Annotated in this window: 11 protein-coding genes; 4 read left to right on the forward strand and 7 right to left on the reverse strand. The window is 70.4% G+C overall.

What is annotated here, in order from left to right:
• Positions 1-95 precede the first annotated feature (95 nt).
• On the forward strand, positions 96-1253 hold the full coding sequence (locus tag OHU34_RS25180; RefSeq protein ID WP_020128535.1) for an acyl-CoA dehydrogenase family protein: 1158 nt from the start codon (positions 96-98) through the stop codon (positions 1251-1253).
• Positions 1254-1397: 144 nt separating this feature from the next.
• Here the strand turns inward: OHU34_RS25180 and OHU34_RS25185 are convergent, their stop codons facing one another.
• Complete coding sequence (locus tag OHU34_RS25185; RefSeq protein WP_020128536.1) at positions 1398-1958, reverse strand: acyl-CoA thioesterase; 561 nt, start codon at positions 1956-1958, stop codon at positions 1398-1400.
• Between the two features lie 120 nt (positions 1959-2078).
• Between OHU34_RS25185 and OHU34_RS25190 the strand changes: the two genes are divergently transcribed.
• Positions 2079-3359, forward strand: coding sequence for an LCP family protein (locus OHU34_RS25190; RefSeq protein ID WP_054244199.1), 1281 nt, complete (start codon positions 2079-2081; stop codon positions 3357-3359).
• Between the two features lie 69 nt (positions 3360-3428).
• Here OHU34_RS25190 and OHU34_RS25195 read toward each other — a convergent pair whose 3' ends face one another.
• On the reverse strand, positions 3429-3791 hold the full coding sequence (locus OHU34_RS25195; protein WP_230195534.1) for a four-helix bundle copper-binding protein: 363 nt from the start codon (positions 3789-3791) through the stop codon (positions 3429-3431).
• A 130-nt stretch (positions 3792-3921) separates the two neighbouring features.
• Positions 3922-5385, reverse strand: a complete 1464-nt coding sequence (locus OHU34_RS25200; RefSeq protein WP_405768419.1) for an LCP family protein — start codon at positions 5383-5385, stop codon at positions 3922-3924.
• 133 nt (positions 5386-5518) lie between these two features.
• Between OHU34_RS25200 and OHU34_RS25205 the strand changes: the two genes are divergently transcribed.
• On the forward strand, positions 5519-6562 hold the full coding sequence (locus OHU34_RS25205) for a glycosyltransferase family 2 protein (protein ID WP_142264641.1): 1044 nt from the start codon (positions 5519-5521) through the stop codon (positions 6560-6562).
• Between the two features lie 84 nt (positions 6563-6646).
• On the opposite strand, the gene OHU34_RS25210 is transcribed toward OHU34_RS25205, so the two are convergent.
• The 4 genes from OHU34_RS25210 to OHU34_RS25225 form a co-directional block, all read right to left on the reverse strand.
• The gene (locus tag OHU34_RS25210) at positions 6647-8287 is read right to left on the reverse strand and encodes an LCP family protein (protein WP_230195536.1); all 1641 of its coding nucleotides are present in this window, start codon (positions 8285-8287) and stop codon (positions 6647-6649) included.
• 99 nt (positions 8288-8386) lie between these two features.
• Positions 8387-10162: an LCP family protein gene (locus OHU34_RS25215; protein ID WP_405768421.1), complete on the reverse strand. Its 1776-nt coding sequence runs from the start codon at positions 10160-10162 to the stop codon at positions 8387-8389.
• Between the two features lie 241 nt (positions 10163-10403).
• Positions 10404-11633, reverse strand: coding sequence for an LCP family protein (locus OHU34_RS25220; protein ID WP_142264639.1), 1230 nt, complete (start codon positions 11631-11633; stop codon positions 10404-10406).
• Between the two features lie 290 nt (positions 11634-11923).
• A complete protein-coding gene (locus OHU34_RS25225; protein WP_142264638.1) occupies positions 11924-12682 on the reverse strand; it encodes a TIGR03089 family protein in 759 nt (252 codons plus the stop codon).
• Between the two features lie 138 nt (positions 12683-12820).
• On the opposite strand from OHU34_RS25225, the gene OHU34_RS25230 reads away from it, so the two are divergent.
• Positions 12821-14581, forward strand: coding sequence for a peptidoglycan recognition protein (locus tag OHU34_RS25230; RefSeq protein WP_405768424.1), 1761 nt, complete (start codon positions 12821-12823; stop codon positions 14579-14581).
• The last annotated feature ends 195 nt before the right edge of the window (positions 14582-14776 follow it).

Below are 14776 nucleotides of genomic sequence, written 5' to 3' on the forward strand. Positions count from 1 at the left end.
ACTCACGTATCACTCGGGTGGGTGGACCTCTAAAATTTGAGTTACTTAACGGTAATTAGCGTCGGTGACCGTAGCGTTTTGGAGCGTGAGACACCTTGGCCGGATCGGCTGACTTCGACCTGTACCGCCCGTCCGAGGAGCACGACATGCTCCGCGACGCCATCCGCTCGCTGTCCGAGGCGAAGATCGCGCCGTACGCCGCCGCGGTGGACGAGGAGGCCCGCTTCCCGCAGGAGGCGCTGGACGCGCTGGTGGCGAGCGACCTGCACGCGGTGCATGTCCCCGAGTCGTACGGCGGCGCGGGCGCGGACGCCCTCGCCACGGTGATCGTGATCGAGGAGGTGGCACGGGCCTGCGTGTCCTCCTCCCTCATCCCCGCGGTGAACAAGCTGGGCTCGCTGCCGGTCATCCTCTCGGGCTCCGAGGACCTGAAGAAGAAGTACCTGACGCCGCTCGCCAAGGGCGACGCGATGTTCTCGTACGCCCTCTCCGAGCCGGACGCGGGCTCGGACGCGGCCGGTATGAAGACCAAGGCGGTCCGGGACGGCGACCACTGGATCCTGAACGGCGTGAAGCGCTGGATCACCAACGCCGGCGTCTCCGAGTACTACACGGTGATGGCCGTGACGGACCCCACGAAGCGCTCGAAGGGCATTTCGGCCTTCGTCGTGGAGAAGTCCGACCCGGGTGTCTCCTTCGGCGCCCCGGAGAAGAAGCTGGGCATCAAGGGCTCCCCGACCCGCGAGGTCTATTTCGACAACGTCCGGATCCCGGCCGACCGCATGATCGGCGAGGAGGGCACGGGCTTCCTGACCGCGATGAAGACCCTGGACCACACCCGCATCACGATCGCCGCGCAGGCGCTGGGCGTCGCCCAGGGCGCCTTCGACTACGCCAAGGGCTACGTCCAGGAGCGCAAGCAGTTCGGCAAGGCGATCGCCGACTTCCAGGGCATCCAGTTCATGCTCGCCGACATGGCCATGAAGATCGAGGCCGCACGTCAGCTGACGTACGCGGCGGCGGCCAAGTCCGAGCGGCTGGACGCCGACCTCACCTTCCAGGGCGCGGCCGCGAAGTGCTTCGCCTCGGACGTGGCGATGGAGGTCACCACGGACGCGGTCCAGCTCCTCGGCGGCTACGGCTACACCCGGGACTACCCGGTGGAGCGGATGATGCGCGACGCGAAGATCACCCAGATCTACGAGGGCACGAACCAGGTCCAGCGCATCGTCATGGCGAGGAACCTGCCGTAACCGGCCACCGAGCCGACGGCCGAAGGGCGCCCGGGACAACCGGGCGCCCTTCGCTGCCTTGGTCCCTCGACGACCCCTCCCCAGAGGCCGTCCCTGACATGACAGCGGAAGCTGATCACGTCCGGCCGGGCGGGAAGCGCCCGCTCAGTCCTCGAACCCCTCCGCCGCCCGCTTCTCCCGCAGCTCCATGATCGCGCGGCGCCGGGCCAGGCGGTGGGTGCGGCGGATCTGGGCCTCCTGGTGCCGCCTCCTGTCGCGTTCCGTCTCCGGGAGGACCGGGGGGACCACGCGCGGCTTGCCGTCGGCGTCGACGGCGGCGAAGACCAGATAGGCCGAGCCGACCTGGGTGGGCGGAGCGGACTCGTTCCAGCGTTCGGCCAGGACCCGGACGCCGACCTCCATCGACGTCCGGCCGGTCCAGTTGACCTGCGCCTTCACATGGACGAGGTCACCGACGCGGACCGGCTCCAGGAACGCCATCTCGTCCATGGACGCGGTGACGGCGGGGCCGCCGGAGTGCCGCCCGGCCACCGCTCCCGCCGCGTCGTCGACGAGTTTCATGATCACGCCGCCGTGCACCGTCCCCAGCAGGTTGGTGTCGTTGTGGCTCATGATGTGGCTGAGGGTGGTGCGGGAGGCGGATGTGGGCTTGCCCGGGATGTCCGGGGTGCTGCCCGAGTCCGCCGCGGTGACCTGGTCTGTCATGTCCTCCACCTTATGCCGACGGGGACAACCCGGGACTTTGTGTCAGCTTGGCAACAGCGGGGCCCTGATTCTCCGACGCCCCTTGTACGGCACACAGCCCTGCCCTGCACACTGGTCCGCATGAACGATTGGCCCGAGGGATGGTCCGACAGTGACCGCGGCAACCGGTACGGCGGCGGCAGCGCGAACGCGCAGCCCGAGAGCCCGCGTGTCATGCGGCAGGTCCGCCGCGGCCCGGCCGCGCCGCCGCAGGGCGCCGGAGTCCCGCCGCAGCCGTCGTACGTCAACGGCCAGGGATACGGCGACTACACGAACGCCCAGAACACCGGCTACGACAGCGGCTACAGCTCGGGCGAGGTCTACGGGGGCGGCGGCGACCCCGGTGGTCCGGGAGGCCTCGGCACCCGCGCTCCGCGTCCCGCGCCGAACTGGCGCCGCCGCATCAAGTGGACGGCGATCACCGTCCTGACCGTGCTGGTCGTGACGTCGGTGGGCACCTACTTCTGGGCCGACGGCAAGCTGAACCGCGAGGTCGACCTGTCGAAGGTCATCGACCGGCCCGAGGCGGGCGAGGGCACGAACTACCTGATCGTCGGCTCCGACAGCCGTGAGGGCATGTCCGCCGAGGAGAAGAAGGAACTGCACACCGGTTCCGCCGAGGGCAAGCGCACGGACTCGATGATGATCCTGCACACCGGCTCCAACGGCGACACGCTGATCTCGCTCCCGCGTGACTCCGACGTGGAGATCCCGACGTTCGTCGGCTCCGAGTCCGGCAAGACCTACAAGGGCACCGGCCGGCACGTGAAGCTGAACGCCGCCTACGCCGAGGACGGGCCCGAACTGCTGGTCCGCACGGTCGAGTTCAACACCGGCCTGCGCATCGACCACTACGTGGAGATCGGCTTCGCCGGCTTCGCGAACATCGTGGACTCGGTCGGCGGCGTCGAGATCGACATCCCGCAGGACATCAAGGACACCAAGTCGGGCGCCGACTTCAAGAAGGGCAAGCAGACCCTGAACGGCGAGGAGGCCCTCGCGTTCGTCCGCACCCGGTACGCGCTCGCGGGCTCCGACCTGGACCGTACGAAGAACCAGCAGAAGTTCCTCGCGGCCCTCGCCAACCAGGTGGCCACCCCGGGCACGGTCCTCAACCCGTTCAAGCTCTACCCGACCATGAGCGCGGGCCTGGACACCCTGATCGTCGACAAGGACATGGGCCTGTACGACCTGGGGTCGATGTTCTTCGCGATGAAGGGCGTCAACAGCGGTGACGGCAAGTCGATGAACATGCCCATCTCCGGTTCCACCGGCGGCAACCTCGTCTGGGACAAGGCGAAGGTGAAGACGCTGGTCAGCCAGCTGAAGAACGACGAGAAGGTCACCGTCTCGGGCAACTGAGCCGGCCGCGCGGCGGTATCACCCAGGGGCACCCGCACAGGGTGCCCCTGAGTTGCGTCCGGGCGACGGTCACATGGTGGCGCCCGCCATCGTGCGGCACATCTCGGCGCAGCGGCGACAGGACTCCGCGCAGCGCATCATCTGCGGATCGTCCGGCATGGCCATACACGCCTCGGCGCACATGTCGCACGCCTTGGCGCACATCGCGCACATCTCGGCCGACATGGGCGAGCGCCGCATCATCATGTCGGCGCACATGCGGGTCGTCTCCGAGCAGTCCATGAGCGCGCGCATGATCTGCATCTGGGCCTGGCCGCCCATCTGCATGCAGGAGCTCATGGTCTCCTCGCAGATGCTGTGGCAGGACATGCACGCCTCGACGCAGTCCTGCATCTCCTTGCTCATGGCGGTCATGGTTCCGGGCTGGGTCATGGCTCCTCCTGGGGGTGAGGGGGCCCGGCGGGCCCCGTGCGTGCCCTTCCGTCGTACGCCTCCCACGTGCCCCGCGCCATCGGGCGGACGACTCCGTTCCGTACGTTTCGCACCAGAAACGCACATCCGCCTAGGAACAGCCCACCTCGTCCCCCCGCACCACTCCCGACTCGCCCTGCTCCACCCGGGCCGCCCGCACCTTGCGGACCTTGTGGAAGTCCGTCCCCGCGATGACCTTCAGCGTGGGCCCGAGGCCCTCCACAGCCCGCAGTTCACTGCCCGGGAGGGCCGTCGCGAGCGACTTCGCGGAACGGTCCCAGCGGGGGTCGTAGGCGACGACCGTGCGCCGGGTCGAGGGGGCGGCCGCGCTGACCGGCTGGCGGGTCGTACGAAAGCCCGTCGCCGCCAGCGCCGCGTCCACCCGCCTGCCGAGACCCGCCGTGCGGGTGCCGTTCTCGACCTGGACGTGGATCTGCTGCGGGGCCACGTCCACGCGTGCCGCTCCGCCGTCGCGCGGCCGGGCTCCCGCGGCGGCGAGGGGCTCGTCGTCGCGCAGGGCCCGGAAGAGGCGCTGCGCCTTCGCGGTGTCCCACTTCAGCGTCGAGCCGAGGCCCTTCACGACGTATTGCATCTCACCGATGGGGACCGTCGTGAACTCGGAGGAGGAAGGGGAGAAGGTGCGCATCGCCCGGCCGAGGTCGAGGAGCTCGTCCGTGCCGAAGCCCCGGTCGGCCCGTACCGAGCCGAGCACCGCCCGCGTCACGTCCCGGAACCTCAGCGGGTTCAGCAGCACCCCTGAGGAGGTGGCCCGGTCCACCAGGGCCGCCAGGAAGCGCTGCTGCCGCTTCATCCTGCCCAGGTCGGAGGAGGCGTCCGTGTGCCGGGAGCGGACGTACTGCAGGGCCTGGCCGCCCTTGAGCGTGTGCGCGCCCGGCTCCAGGTCCAGGCCCGTGTACCGGTCCTTCAGGGGCTCCGCCGTGCAGATCCGCACGCCGCCCAGCACGTCCACCGTCTTCATGAAGCTGGTGAAGTCGACCTCCAGGTAGTGGTCGATCTTCACGTGGGTCATGTTCTCGACCGTGCGGACGGTGAGCTGCGGCCCGCCCTCCGCGTACGCCGAGTTGATCTTGATCGGGTGGCCGCTGTGCTCCTTGCCGGTGACCTGGTCGGTGTGCGGCGGCGTCTCGGCGTAGGAGTCGCGCGGGAGACTGACGACGCTGGCCCGCTCACGGTCCTCCGAGATGTGCACGATCATGATCGTGTCGGTGCAGTGGCAGGGGGCCCCGCCCAGGCGGTAGCGGCGGCGCTCCGTCTCCGTGATGTTGTCGCGGCCGTCCGTGCCGACCAGCAGGACGTTCATGCCGTGGCCGGCCCGCGGACGGTTCTTCATGTCCTTGAAGGGGTCGACCCGGGCGATGTCCGCGTCGAGGCCGGCGACCACCGAGTGACCGATCCCGGCGGCGGCGAGCAGTACCACCGAGAGCGTGGTCGTCGCCCGCATGGCCCAGCGGGGGCGCCCGCGCCGGGCGGAGGGACGGGGTACGCGGCGCCGCGGGTGGGGTCGACGCGGGGGCCGGGGCGGTGTGGTGGGCATAACGGGGCACCTCCGGGCGGCGGCGGTGGGCGGGGGGAGCCGTTGGAACGGTAGGCCCATACGATCTGCCGACCGGTGCAGCGCACCCGGCGGGGCGGGCCGTGTCCCCCGTTCGCGGTAACGTGAGCCCCCTATGAACGCCAAGCCCGACGTGCAGCTCCCCGCAGTGTCCGTCATCATGCCCGTCCTCGACGAGGAGCGGCATCTGCGCGGAGCCGTCCAAGCGATCCTCGCGCAGGAGTACGCCGGCGAGATGGAGGTCGTGATCGCCATCGGTCCGTCCAAGGACCGTACGGAAGAGATCGCGGCCCAGCTCGTCGCCGAGACAGCCTCCGGCAACAAGCGCGTGCACACGGTCCCCAATCCCTCAGGGCGTACGCCCGCCGCGCTCAACGCCGCGATCAAGGCATCACGCCATCCGATCGTCGTCCGCGTCGACGGGCACGGCATGCTCTCCCCGAACTACATCGCCACCGCCGTACGGCTCCTGGAGGAGACCGGTGCGCAGAACGTCGGCGGGATCATGCACGCCGAGGGCGAGAACGACTGGGAGCACGCGGTGGCCGCGGCCATGACCTCGAAGATCGGGGTCGGCAACGCCGCCTTCCACACGGGAGGCCAGGCGGGCCCCGCGGAGACCGTGTATCTCGGCGTCTTCCGGCGCGCCGCGCTGGAGCAACAGGGCGGCTACAACGAGGAGTTCGTCCGCGCCCAGGACTGGGAGCTGAACTTCAGGATCAGGGAGGCCGGCGGCCTCATCTGGTTCTCGCCCGAGCTCAAGGTGTCGTACCGGCCGCGGCCCAGCGTCAAGGCGCTCGCCAAGCAGTACAAGGACTACGGCCGTTGGCGGCACGTCGTCGCCCGCTACCACGAGGGCTCGATCAACCTGCGCTACCTCGCCCCGCCCACCGCGGTGTGCGCGATAGCCGCCGGGATCGTGGTGGGCGCCGCGCTCACCCCGCTGGGCTTCGTGATCCCCGCCGGCTATCTCGCGGCGATCGTCGCCGGGTCGCTGCCGGCCGGCAAGGGGCTGCCGGCGAAGGCACGGCTCCAGATCCCCGTGGCCCTCGCCACCATGCACATGTCGTGGGGCTTCGGCTTCCTGACCAGCCCGAAGGCGCTGGCCAGGAAGGTCATCGCCTCGCGGCGTCCCGCGGTGCTCAGCGACACGCACTGAGCACCGCCGCACCGCTCCACCGACGCAGGGGCGCGCTCACGAAGCACTTCCGGAGCGCGCCCTCAGGGCACCACAGGACCCGGGCTACCAGGTGTAGTTCGGGTCCACGTGCATGCACTGGGTGGTGTCCGACGCGTTGATCGCCCCGGCCGTGTCGGGCGTCGTGTCGTCCTTCACCGGCGCCTTGTACGCCGTCCCCGAGCGCCAGTCCGCGCCCACGACGACCGTGACCCCGGAGACCTCGGTGGACTTCTTCACCTGACCCGTCGGGATACCGAGGGCCTTGGCGACCGCCTCGGCGTCGCCCTGCAGATCGGCGCTCGGGTAGCGGACCACCGTGGCGCTCACGGCCGTGGCCGCCGAGGTGTCCGCGACGGCCTCGGTGAAGCCCTTGCCCTGCAGCAGGTCCTTCACCGCCGTGGCCCGCCCGCGGACCGCCGCCAGCGTGCTCGTGGACGTCCCGTTGTGCACCTGCACCGCGATCCCGCCGGGCGCGGCGGCCGGGTCGGTGACCGTCGGAGTCGGGCTGGCCGTGGCCTTCTTGGCGTCCTTGCCGTCGAGGGCGATGTCCTCGCGCACCAGACGGAACAGCTGCTTGGCGTCGTCCGTGGGCACCACCCGGCTGCCCTGGTAGCGGTTCGGCATCGTCGTCATCGTGATGCGCTCGGTGGGCACCTTCTTCAACTCGCCCGCCAGGTCGTACATCTTCGTGATGGTGTCGAGGCCGTCGTCCACGGTGATCGCCTTCGTGGCCGCCTCGGCGAGCTTGCGCAGCTTGTTGGGATTGGTCAGCTTGGCGTTGGCGCGCAGCTCGCGGACCATCGAGTTCATGTACATGTGCTGCGCCTTGGCACGGGCCAGGTCGGTGTCGTCCTCGAAGCCGTAGCGGGTACGCAGCCACTGCAGGGCCTGCTTGCCCTTGACGGCGTGTGTGCCCTCCTCCAGCTTCAGACCGGACCCCTTGCCGGTGCTGGTGTGCGAGTAGACATTGGCGTCCACGCAGACCGGGACACCGCCGATCGCGTCCGCCATCGACACCACACCGGAGAAGTCGATCATCATGAAGTGGTCGATGTGGATGTCGGTGAGCTTCTCCCAGGTGGCCACCGTGCAGCCCGGGCCGCCGCGGCCGAGCGACACGTTCGTCATCTCGTCGGTCAGCGCCCCGTAGGTGGTCCCGTCGTCGGGGTCCGTGCACTTGGGGATGTCCAGCAGCGTGTCGCGCGGCATGCTCACCACCGACATGTTGCTGCGGTCCGCCGATATGTGCAGCAGCATCTGGACGTCCGCGAGCGGGGGACCGTCGAAGGTGTCCTTGGCGCCGCCGAGCTTCTGGTTCTCCGCCGTGTCACGGGCGTCCGAACCGATCAGCAGGATGTTCAGTGCCGTCTGCCCGGCCGAGTTGGCCTCCGTTTCGGCCGCCCGGTCCTTCGCGTCACCGATGTTCAGGTCGTCGCTCTTGATGTTCGCGTTCAGGTGTTCGTAGTAGAGGTATCCGGCCCCCGCGCCGCCGAGTATGACCAGCGCGAGCACCGTCGCCGACCAGCGCAACGCGCGTCGACGCCGGCGTCTGCGATCCGCGTTCCGGCCCGCGCCGCGCCCGCCGCCCGCTCCGCCGTCCCCTGCGCCGCCCGCTGCGCCGTCCCCCTCGGACGCGGTCTCGTCCTGTTGTTCCCGCGCCGCCGGGGACACCGTGTCCTCGACCGCGGGAACCTCCCTCCGCACCCCACTGCTCCCCGCCAATTCCCCTGCCCCTCCCCGCCGTGCGCCTGACACGGGCCCGTCCCGCGTCAAGTCAGACGCACGACGGGCCCGAAGGGTTACCTACTTGGCGCACTCGACCTTGTCCGCCGTGGACTTCTGGACCGTGTCCGGCACGGTGGTCGGAGCTGTGAGCGAGACGCCCGCGCCCTTGAAGTCCTTGCCCAGCGTCAGCGTCATCGTCGGCAGACCCTGGGAGTTCTTGACGCTCTTGCCCGGCTTCAGAGCGGTACCGGGCAGCCCCATGATGGCGGCGAGCTTGCGTGCCTGGTCGGCCTGGTCGGGCGCGTACTCGAGCGTCGTCTTGCTCAGTGCCGCGGGCGCGTTGCCCGCGTTCTCGGACTTCGTCACGCCCTCATCATTCTGCAGCCAGTTAAGAGTTTCCTGTGCGCTGCCGGCCGGAGCGCCGCCGTTCATGACCTGCACCCGTACCGCGGAGGCGGCGGACTGGGTGCCCTTGAGGCGGGCCGCCGCGGCCGCGGCGGCCGCGTTCTTCGACGCCGCCGCCTGCTCCTTCACCTCGGTGAAGGAGACGTCGTCCTTGATCATCTGGAAGACGGTGGGCGCCGTCGAGGCGTTCACGACGACCGTGGCCGCGACCTTCTCGGCCGGGTTGTCGACCACCGGCACGGTGGTGAAGGTCAGGTTCTTCACGTTGAGCTTGCCCAGCTCCAGCCCCAGGTCCTTCAGCTTGTCGATGGTGTCCAGCTGGGAGTCGACGGTCAGCGCCTTCGTGCCCGCCTCCGCCAGCTTGATCATCTTGGTCGGGCTGGTGAGCGTGTCGTTCGACTTCAGCTTGCGCATCAGCGCGCTGAGGAACTGCTGCTGCAGCTCGATCCGGCTCAGGTCGCCGCCGAAGCCGACGGAGTGCCGGGTGCGCACGAAGGCCAGCGCCTGCTCGCCCTCGATGGTGTGGGTGCCCTTCGACAGCTTCAGATGCGAGTCCTCGTCGTCGATGTCCTTCGCCAGGCACACCTCGACGCCGCCGACCGCCGTGGTCAGCGTCTTGACCGCGTTGAAGTCGGCCACCATGAAGTTGTCCGCCTGGATCCCGGTCAGCTCGGTGACCGTGCGCACGGTGCAGCTCGGCGTGCGGTTGTCCTGCCCGAGGCTGGTGTTGAAGCGGACGTTGTCCGTGCCCTTGATGACCTTGGTGGAGCCGTCCTCCTGCTTGGTCTCGCAGTCCGGGACGTCCACGATCAGGTCGCGCGGGATGCTGAGCGCGGTCGCGTTCGTCCGGTCCTTGGAGACGTGCAGCAGGATCGTGGTGTCGGCGTGGCCCACGCTGCCCGAGTCGCCATAGCCCTCGTTGCCCGAACCGGTGCGCTTGTCGGTGCCGATCACCAGCAGGTTGATGGCCTTGTCCTTGCTGAAGCCACCGGTGCTCGCGCCGTCGTCGGAGACGGACGTGATGTTGTCGTTGAGGTGCTCGAGATAGAGATAGGCCGCACCGGCCGTACCCACCAGGACGAAGGCCATGGTCCCGCCGGTCCACAGCAGTATCTTCTTCGTCTTCGTCTTCTTCTTCACCGGCCGGCGGCCACGCCGGTTCGCCGCCGGTTCCTCCGGCGGCGCGCCCCGGCGACGGCGCGGCGAAGGCACCTCCGGGTCCGGCGTCTCCTCGGGCGACGACGACTCCCGGCCCTGCGCCGCCGTACGGCCGCGGGCCGGACCTCCTCCGCCGCCGGTTCGACCGGAGTCGGATCTACGAGGCCCCGGCACCGCCGATTGCGGTGCGGAAGGAGTCAGTCGCAGTTCGTATTCGCCGGTGTTCGGATTGAGCACCCACTGGTCTGCGGGGTCGATGTTGTCCGCCCGCCCACGGCCTTGCGCGTCCACGGTTGTCCGAATCCTCCGTCGGGGCCACGCGGCGCCTTTCCCCCTCAAGGCGCTCGGGTCTCGGTCACTCGGTGCGCGACCCCAGGAAGACCTCGTGGCCGGGGGCACCGGATCGCTCACACTAGCCGCCAGGTTCGGCGGCGAGCGACGGCCGTGACAAATTCCACGCCCCTACAACCGGGCAATCCGCCCTATTTCTTTGAACTTGTGTTCGCCGCAAGAGGTCGTCTTGGCAAGCGCTTTACCCACAGCCGTCCTCGGCGGCGGTGTTGCCGCGGAACGTGGGGGCGGGCGGAGTGGGCGAAACCGCCCCGGAAGCCGCAGGTCCCGGCGCCCGGAAAGCGAACGGACCGTAGTCGCCCGACTCCGCGGGGGTGGGGTTCGTGGGAATTTCCTGAGAAACCACCACCGGCCCGTCCGTTCGCAGCCGTTCGAAGAGTTTCTCCGCCTCCGGCTCCACAAGTTGGTCGCGATTGGCGTTGTAGACGTACGACTCCCGCGGAACGGTCAGGAATTGCACATGTTCGGTGGGAATGTCCCGCAGGCCGCGCACGAGGTCGTACAGTCCGCGCAGACTCGCCAGATCCGGGTCGGTGGTGAGTGAGGACGTGGCCGCGTCCAGCAGCGGATACAGCTTCACCGGGTTCAGCAGGACGTCATTGCTCTGCACCTTGTTGACGAGCGCCCCGAGGAACCGCTGCTGTCGGTCCATCCGGTCGGTGTCACTGCCGTTCCCGAGGGACTTGCGGGCCCGCACGTACCCGAGCGCCTGCTCCCCGTCGAGCGTGATCCTCCCGGCGGGCAGCCGCAGCTTGGCGGCCTTGTCGTCGATCGGCTTCTTCAGACACACCTCCACCCCGTCCACGGCGTCGACCATGTCCTTGAACCCGGCGAAGTCGACGACCACGTGATGATCGATCCGCACGCCCGTCAGCTTCTCCACCGTCCGGATCGTGCAGGCCGAACCCCCGCTCTGGAACGCGTAGTTGAACATCGCGAACATCGGCTCGGTCCGCTTCCCGTCCGGCCGCAGGCAGCCCGGCACGTCCACCATCAGATCCCGCGGGACGGAGACGGCGGTGGCGCTGCGCCGGCCGGCCGCCAGATGCAGCAGGATCGTCGTGTCCGACCGTTCGGTCCCGGAGTCCCGCCCGTACTTCCGGTTCCCGTCCCCCGACCGCGAATCGGACCCTATGAGCAGGATGTTCTGCGCGTCCTTCACCAGCGAGGTCGGCCGCTCCCGCGCATACCGCGCGAGCTCCGCCGCGGCCGCGTCGTCGGGCGTGATGTTCCCGTCCAGCTTCGCGTAGACGACCCACCCCGCGACCCCGACCCCCAGCACGGCCACCCCCGCGGCCCCCGCCCCGTACCGCACCCACCGCCGCCGGCGCCGCCGTATGAGCCCCCGCCCGTCGGCGGACGCCCCCGCCCCGGGCCCCAGGGGCCCACCGGAACCCGCCGCTTCCCTCACGTCCGATCCACCCCTCCCGCCTCCGGGCCGGCTTCGGCCGTACGAGCGTGTAGAGCTGTCCCTACGACGATGCCGCGAAGCGGGCCGCGAGGGGGGACGGGGGTGGGCCGAACGGGTGAGGCGGACGGTGGCTGCCTTGTGGGCGGGGGGCGACGGGTGGGCTGGGGTGCGGGAAAATCAGCCCGTCCGGTGTTTGAGGACGAGGCCCCTTCAGGGCCGAAGCGGGGGCCTGGGGGCGGCAGCCCGCAGCAGCGCCGACGCCGAGCACCGCCCCCCGCCCGCCCGGAGGGCTACCGCGCGGTCGCCGTCACCCGCTCACTCTCCACCCGCCGAGCCACAGCCTCCTCGCCGGCCTCCGACAGGTTCACGCACAGCACCACGGACCCCCCGCTCGCCAGCGGCGCGTACAGCCCGGCGCTCAGCCCGTCCCACGTGTCGTAGGCCAGTCCCGACAGCAGCCGGGAACCGGGCCCCGTCAGCCCCAGCCCCGATGCCTCCGCCCGCGCCCGCTCCACGACCTCGGCCCCGGTGTACTCGGCCCCGGCCACGATCAGCGCGGGCTCCTCGGGGTCGACGGGGGCGTACGGCGCGAAACGGTCCCCGAAGGTCGGGACGTTCACGGCGTAGTCGTCGTACCCCTCGGGCGGGCCCGGCACGAACCGCCGCCCGAGCGGCGCCAGCGACAGCGCGTACCGCTCGCCCCGGCAGGCCAGTCCCGCCTCGAACGACCCCGGCCCGGCGACGACGAAGTCCGCCCGCGCCGGGTCCCCGGCGACGTCCGCGACGACGCCCACCGACGAACACGCCAGCAGCCACACCGCCGTCTGCCAGTGCGCGGGCAGCAGCAGCGCGACCCGGTCGCCGGGCTCGGCGGACAGTCCGTCCTGGAGGAGGTTGGCGGTTTTGGCCACCCAGTTGGCGAAGGTGGCAACGGACAATTCGACCCGCTCGCCCGTGGCGTCGTCGTAGAAGGTCACCAAGGGGCGCGCGGGGTCCGCGGCCAGCGCGGAACGCAGCAGGTCGGCCGGGGTGCGATCGGTGGCAGTCACCCGCGCAAGCGTACGCGCCGCCCCGGGCGCCGCACCGGTCACCGGGCCTCCCGGAGCCACCGGTTCGGCCGAACGCACCCGACGGCCCGTCAATTCCCCGATGGACAGAAATGTATGGATATGTCCAGGATCGTTGGCATGCGCGGATTGCTTGCTACCTCGATCGGTGTCACCTGCGCGGCGGCACTCGCCCTCCCGCTGACGCCGCCCGCCAGCGCGGCGACGGCGCGACCGGCGTCGGCCGCGGAGGCGGCGCCCAGCGGGACGGCCAGGGCCACGAGCCCCGACACCCCCGTCACCTCATCCCTCTCCGACCCATCCCTCTCCGACCACCCGGCTCACCCGGCTCTTCCCGACCTGCCGGACCTGCCGGACGTGCCCGCTCTTCCCGACCTCCCGGGCAGTACCCAGTCGCTGCCCCTCACCGCTCTCGCCCGCGACCGGGCACTCGGCGGCGCCGCCACCGACCAGGGCCTGCCCCGCCGGGACGTACGCCACTTCTCCCTCCTCGGCGTCGTCTGGGACGACCCGGCCGCCGAACTCCACGGCCGCGTCCAGGTCCGTACCCGCACCTCCGACACCGGCGCCTGGTCCGGCTGGCAGGACGTCGAGACCCACAACGCCGACCACGGCGCCGACCCCGGCACACCCGAGAGCGCCTCGGGCCGGGTCCGCGGCGCCACGGCCCCGCTGTGGGTCGGTGACTCCGACGGCGTCGAGATCCGAGTCCATCCGGACACCGAACGCCGTACGGAGGAGACGGCGACCGCCGCCCTGCTCCCCTCCGGCCTGCGCCTGGAACTCGTCGACCCTGGCTCGGCGCCCCCCGAGCACGTCCCCGCGGGCCCCCCGCGCAGCCGGACACTGACCACCGGGTCCGGCCCGGCGGGCACCCGGGACGCACTGGACCCACCCGGCGCGGCAACCGAGAAGACCGCCGAGACCGCCGAGACCGCCGAGACCGCCGAGACCGCGACGGCGGCCGAGGCGGGCGAGGGAGCCGAGGGAGTCGAACCCGGCGAAGGGGTCGAGGCGGGCGAAGGGGCCGAGGAGGCCGAGGAGGTCGAGGAGGTCGAGGAGGTCGAGGAGGTCGAGGAGGTCGAGGGGGCCGAGGGGGCCGAGCCCGCAGCCATGACCGCCATGACCGCCGAGGCGACCGCGGCGTCCGCCGCCAACGCCGCCCTCGCCCCGCTCGGCGCCACGCAGATCCCCGCCCTGGACCGGCTGGGCACCGAACGCGAACTCCTCGCCCTGCGCGGGGCCGAGTTGACGCCGGCCCAGCGGGCGAAGCCGTACATCGGCCCGCGGCCGAGCATCGTCACGCGTCGCGGCTGGGGCGCCGACGAGAAGCTGCGCGAGAAGAAGTTCGTCTACACGACGAAGGTCAAAGCCGCGTTCGTGCACCACACGGCCTCGGGCAACAGCTACAAGTGCTCACAGGCCCCGTCCGTCATCCGTGGTATCTACCGCTACCACGTGAGGAGCATGGGCTGGCGCGACATCGGCTACAACTTCCTCGTCGACAAGTGCGGGAAGATCTACGAGGGCCGCGCCGGGGGAGTGGCGAAGCCGGTCCTCGGCGCCCACACCCTCGGTTTCAACACCAACAGCATGGGGATCGCCGTCCTCGGCACCTTCACCTCCGCCAAGCCGACCACCGCCACGGTCAACGCCGTCGCGCGCCTGACGGCATGGAAACTCGGCCTCTTCGGGGCGAATCCGAAGGGAAAGACATACCTGAAGTCCGGGGGTGGCAATCTCTACGGAAAGGGAAAGAACGTACGACTGAATGTGATCTCGGGTCACCGGGACGGGTTCGCCACGGAATGCCCAGGCAGGCAGCTCTACGGCAAGCTCGGCTCGGCCCGCTCCACCGCGGCGCGCTTCCAGGGGCGCTGAGGCGGGCGATCCGGTTCGGGAGCCCCGGGGCCTGGGGAGGCCCCGGAGGCCGCACGCCCCCGGACGGCCGGAGCGCACATCCAGATGGGGGCTCATTCAGCTCGTCGGGGGGACGGTCTCCTGGGACCGGGACGGAACACCAACGGCCTGGAAGTCGCCACACAACGGTCTGCATACACTGGCCGGTCGAATGAC

Source organism: Streptomyces sp. NBC_00080 (genome assembly GCF_045041255.1).
In the GTDB taxonomy this organism is placed as follows: domain Bacteria; phylum Actinomycetota; class Actinomycetes; order Streptomycetales; family Streptomycetaceae; genus Streptomyces; species Streptomyces coriariae.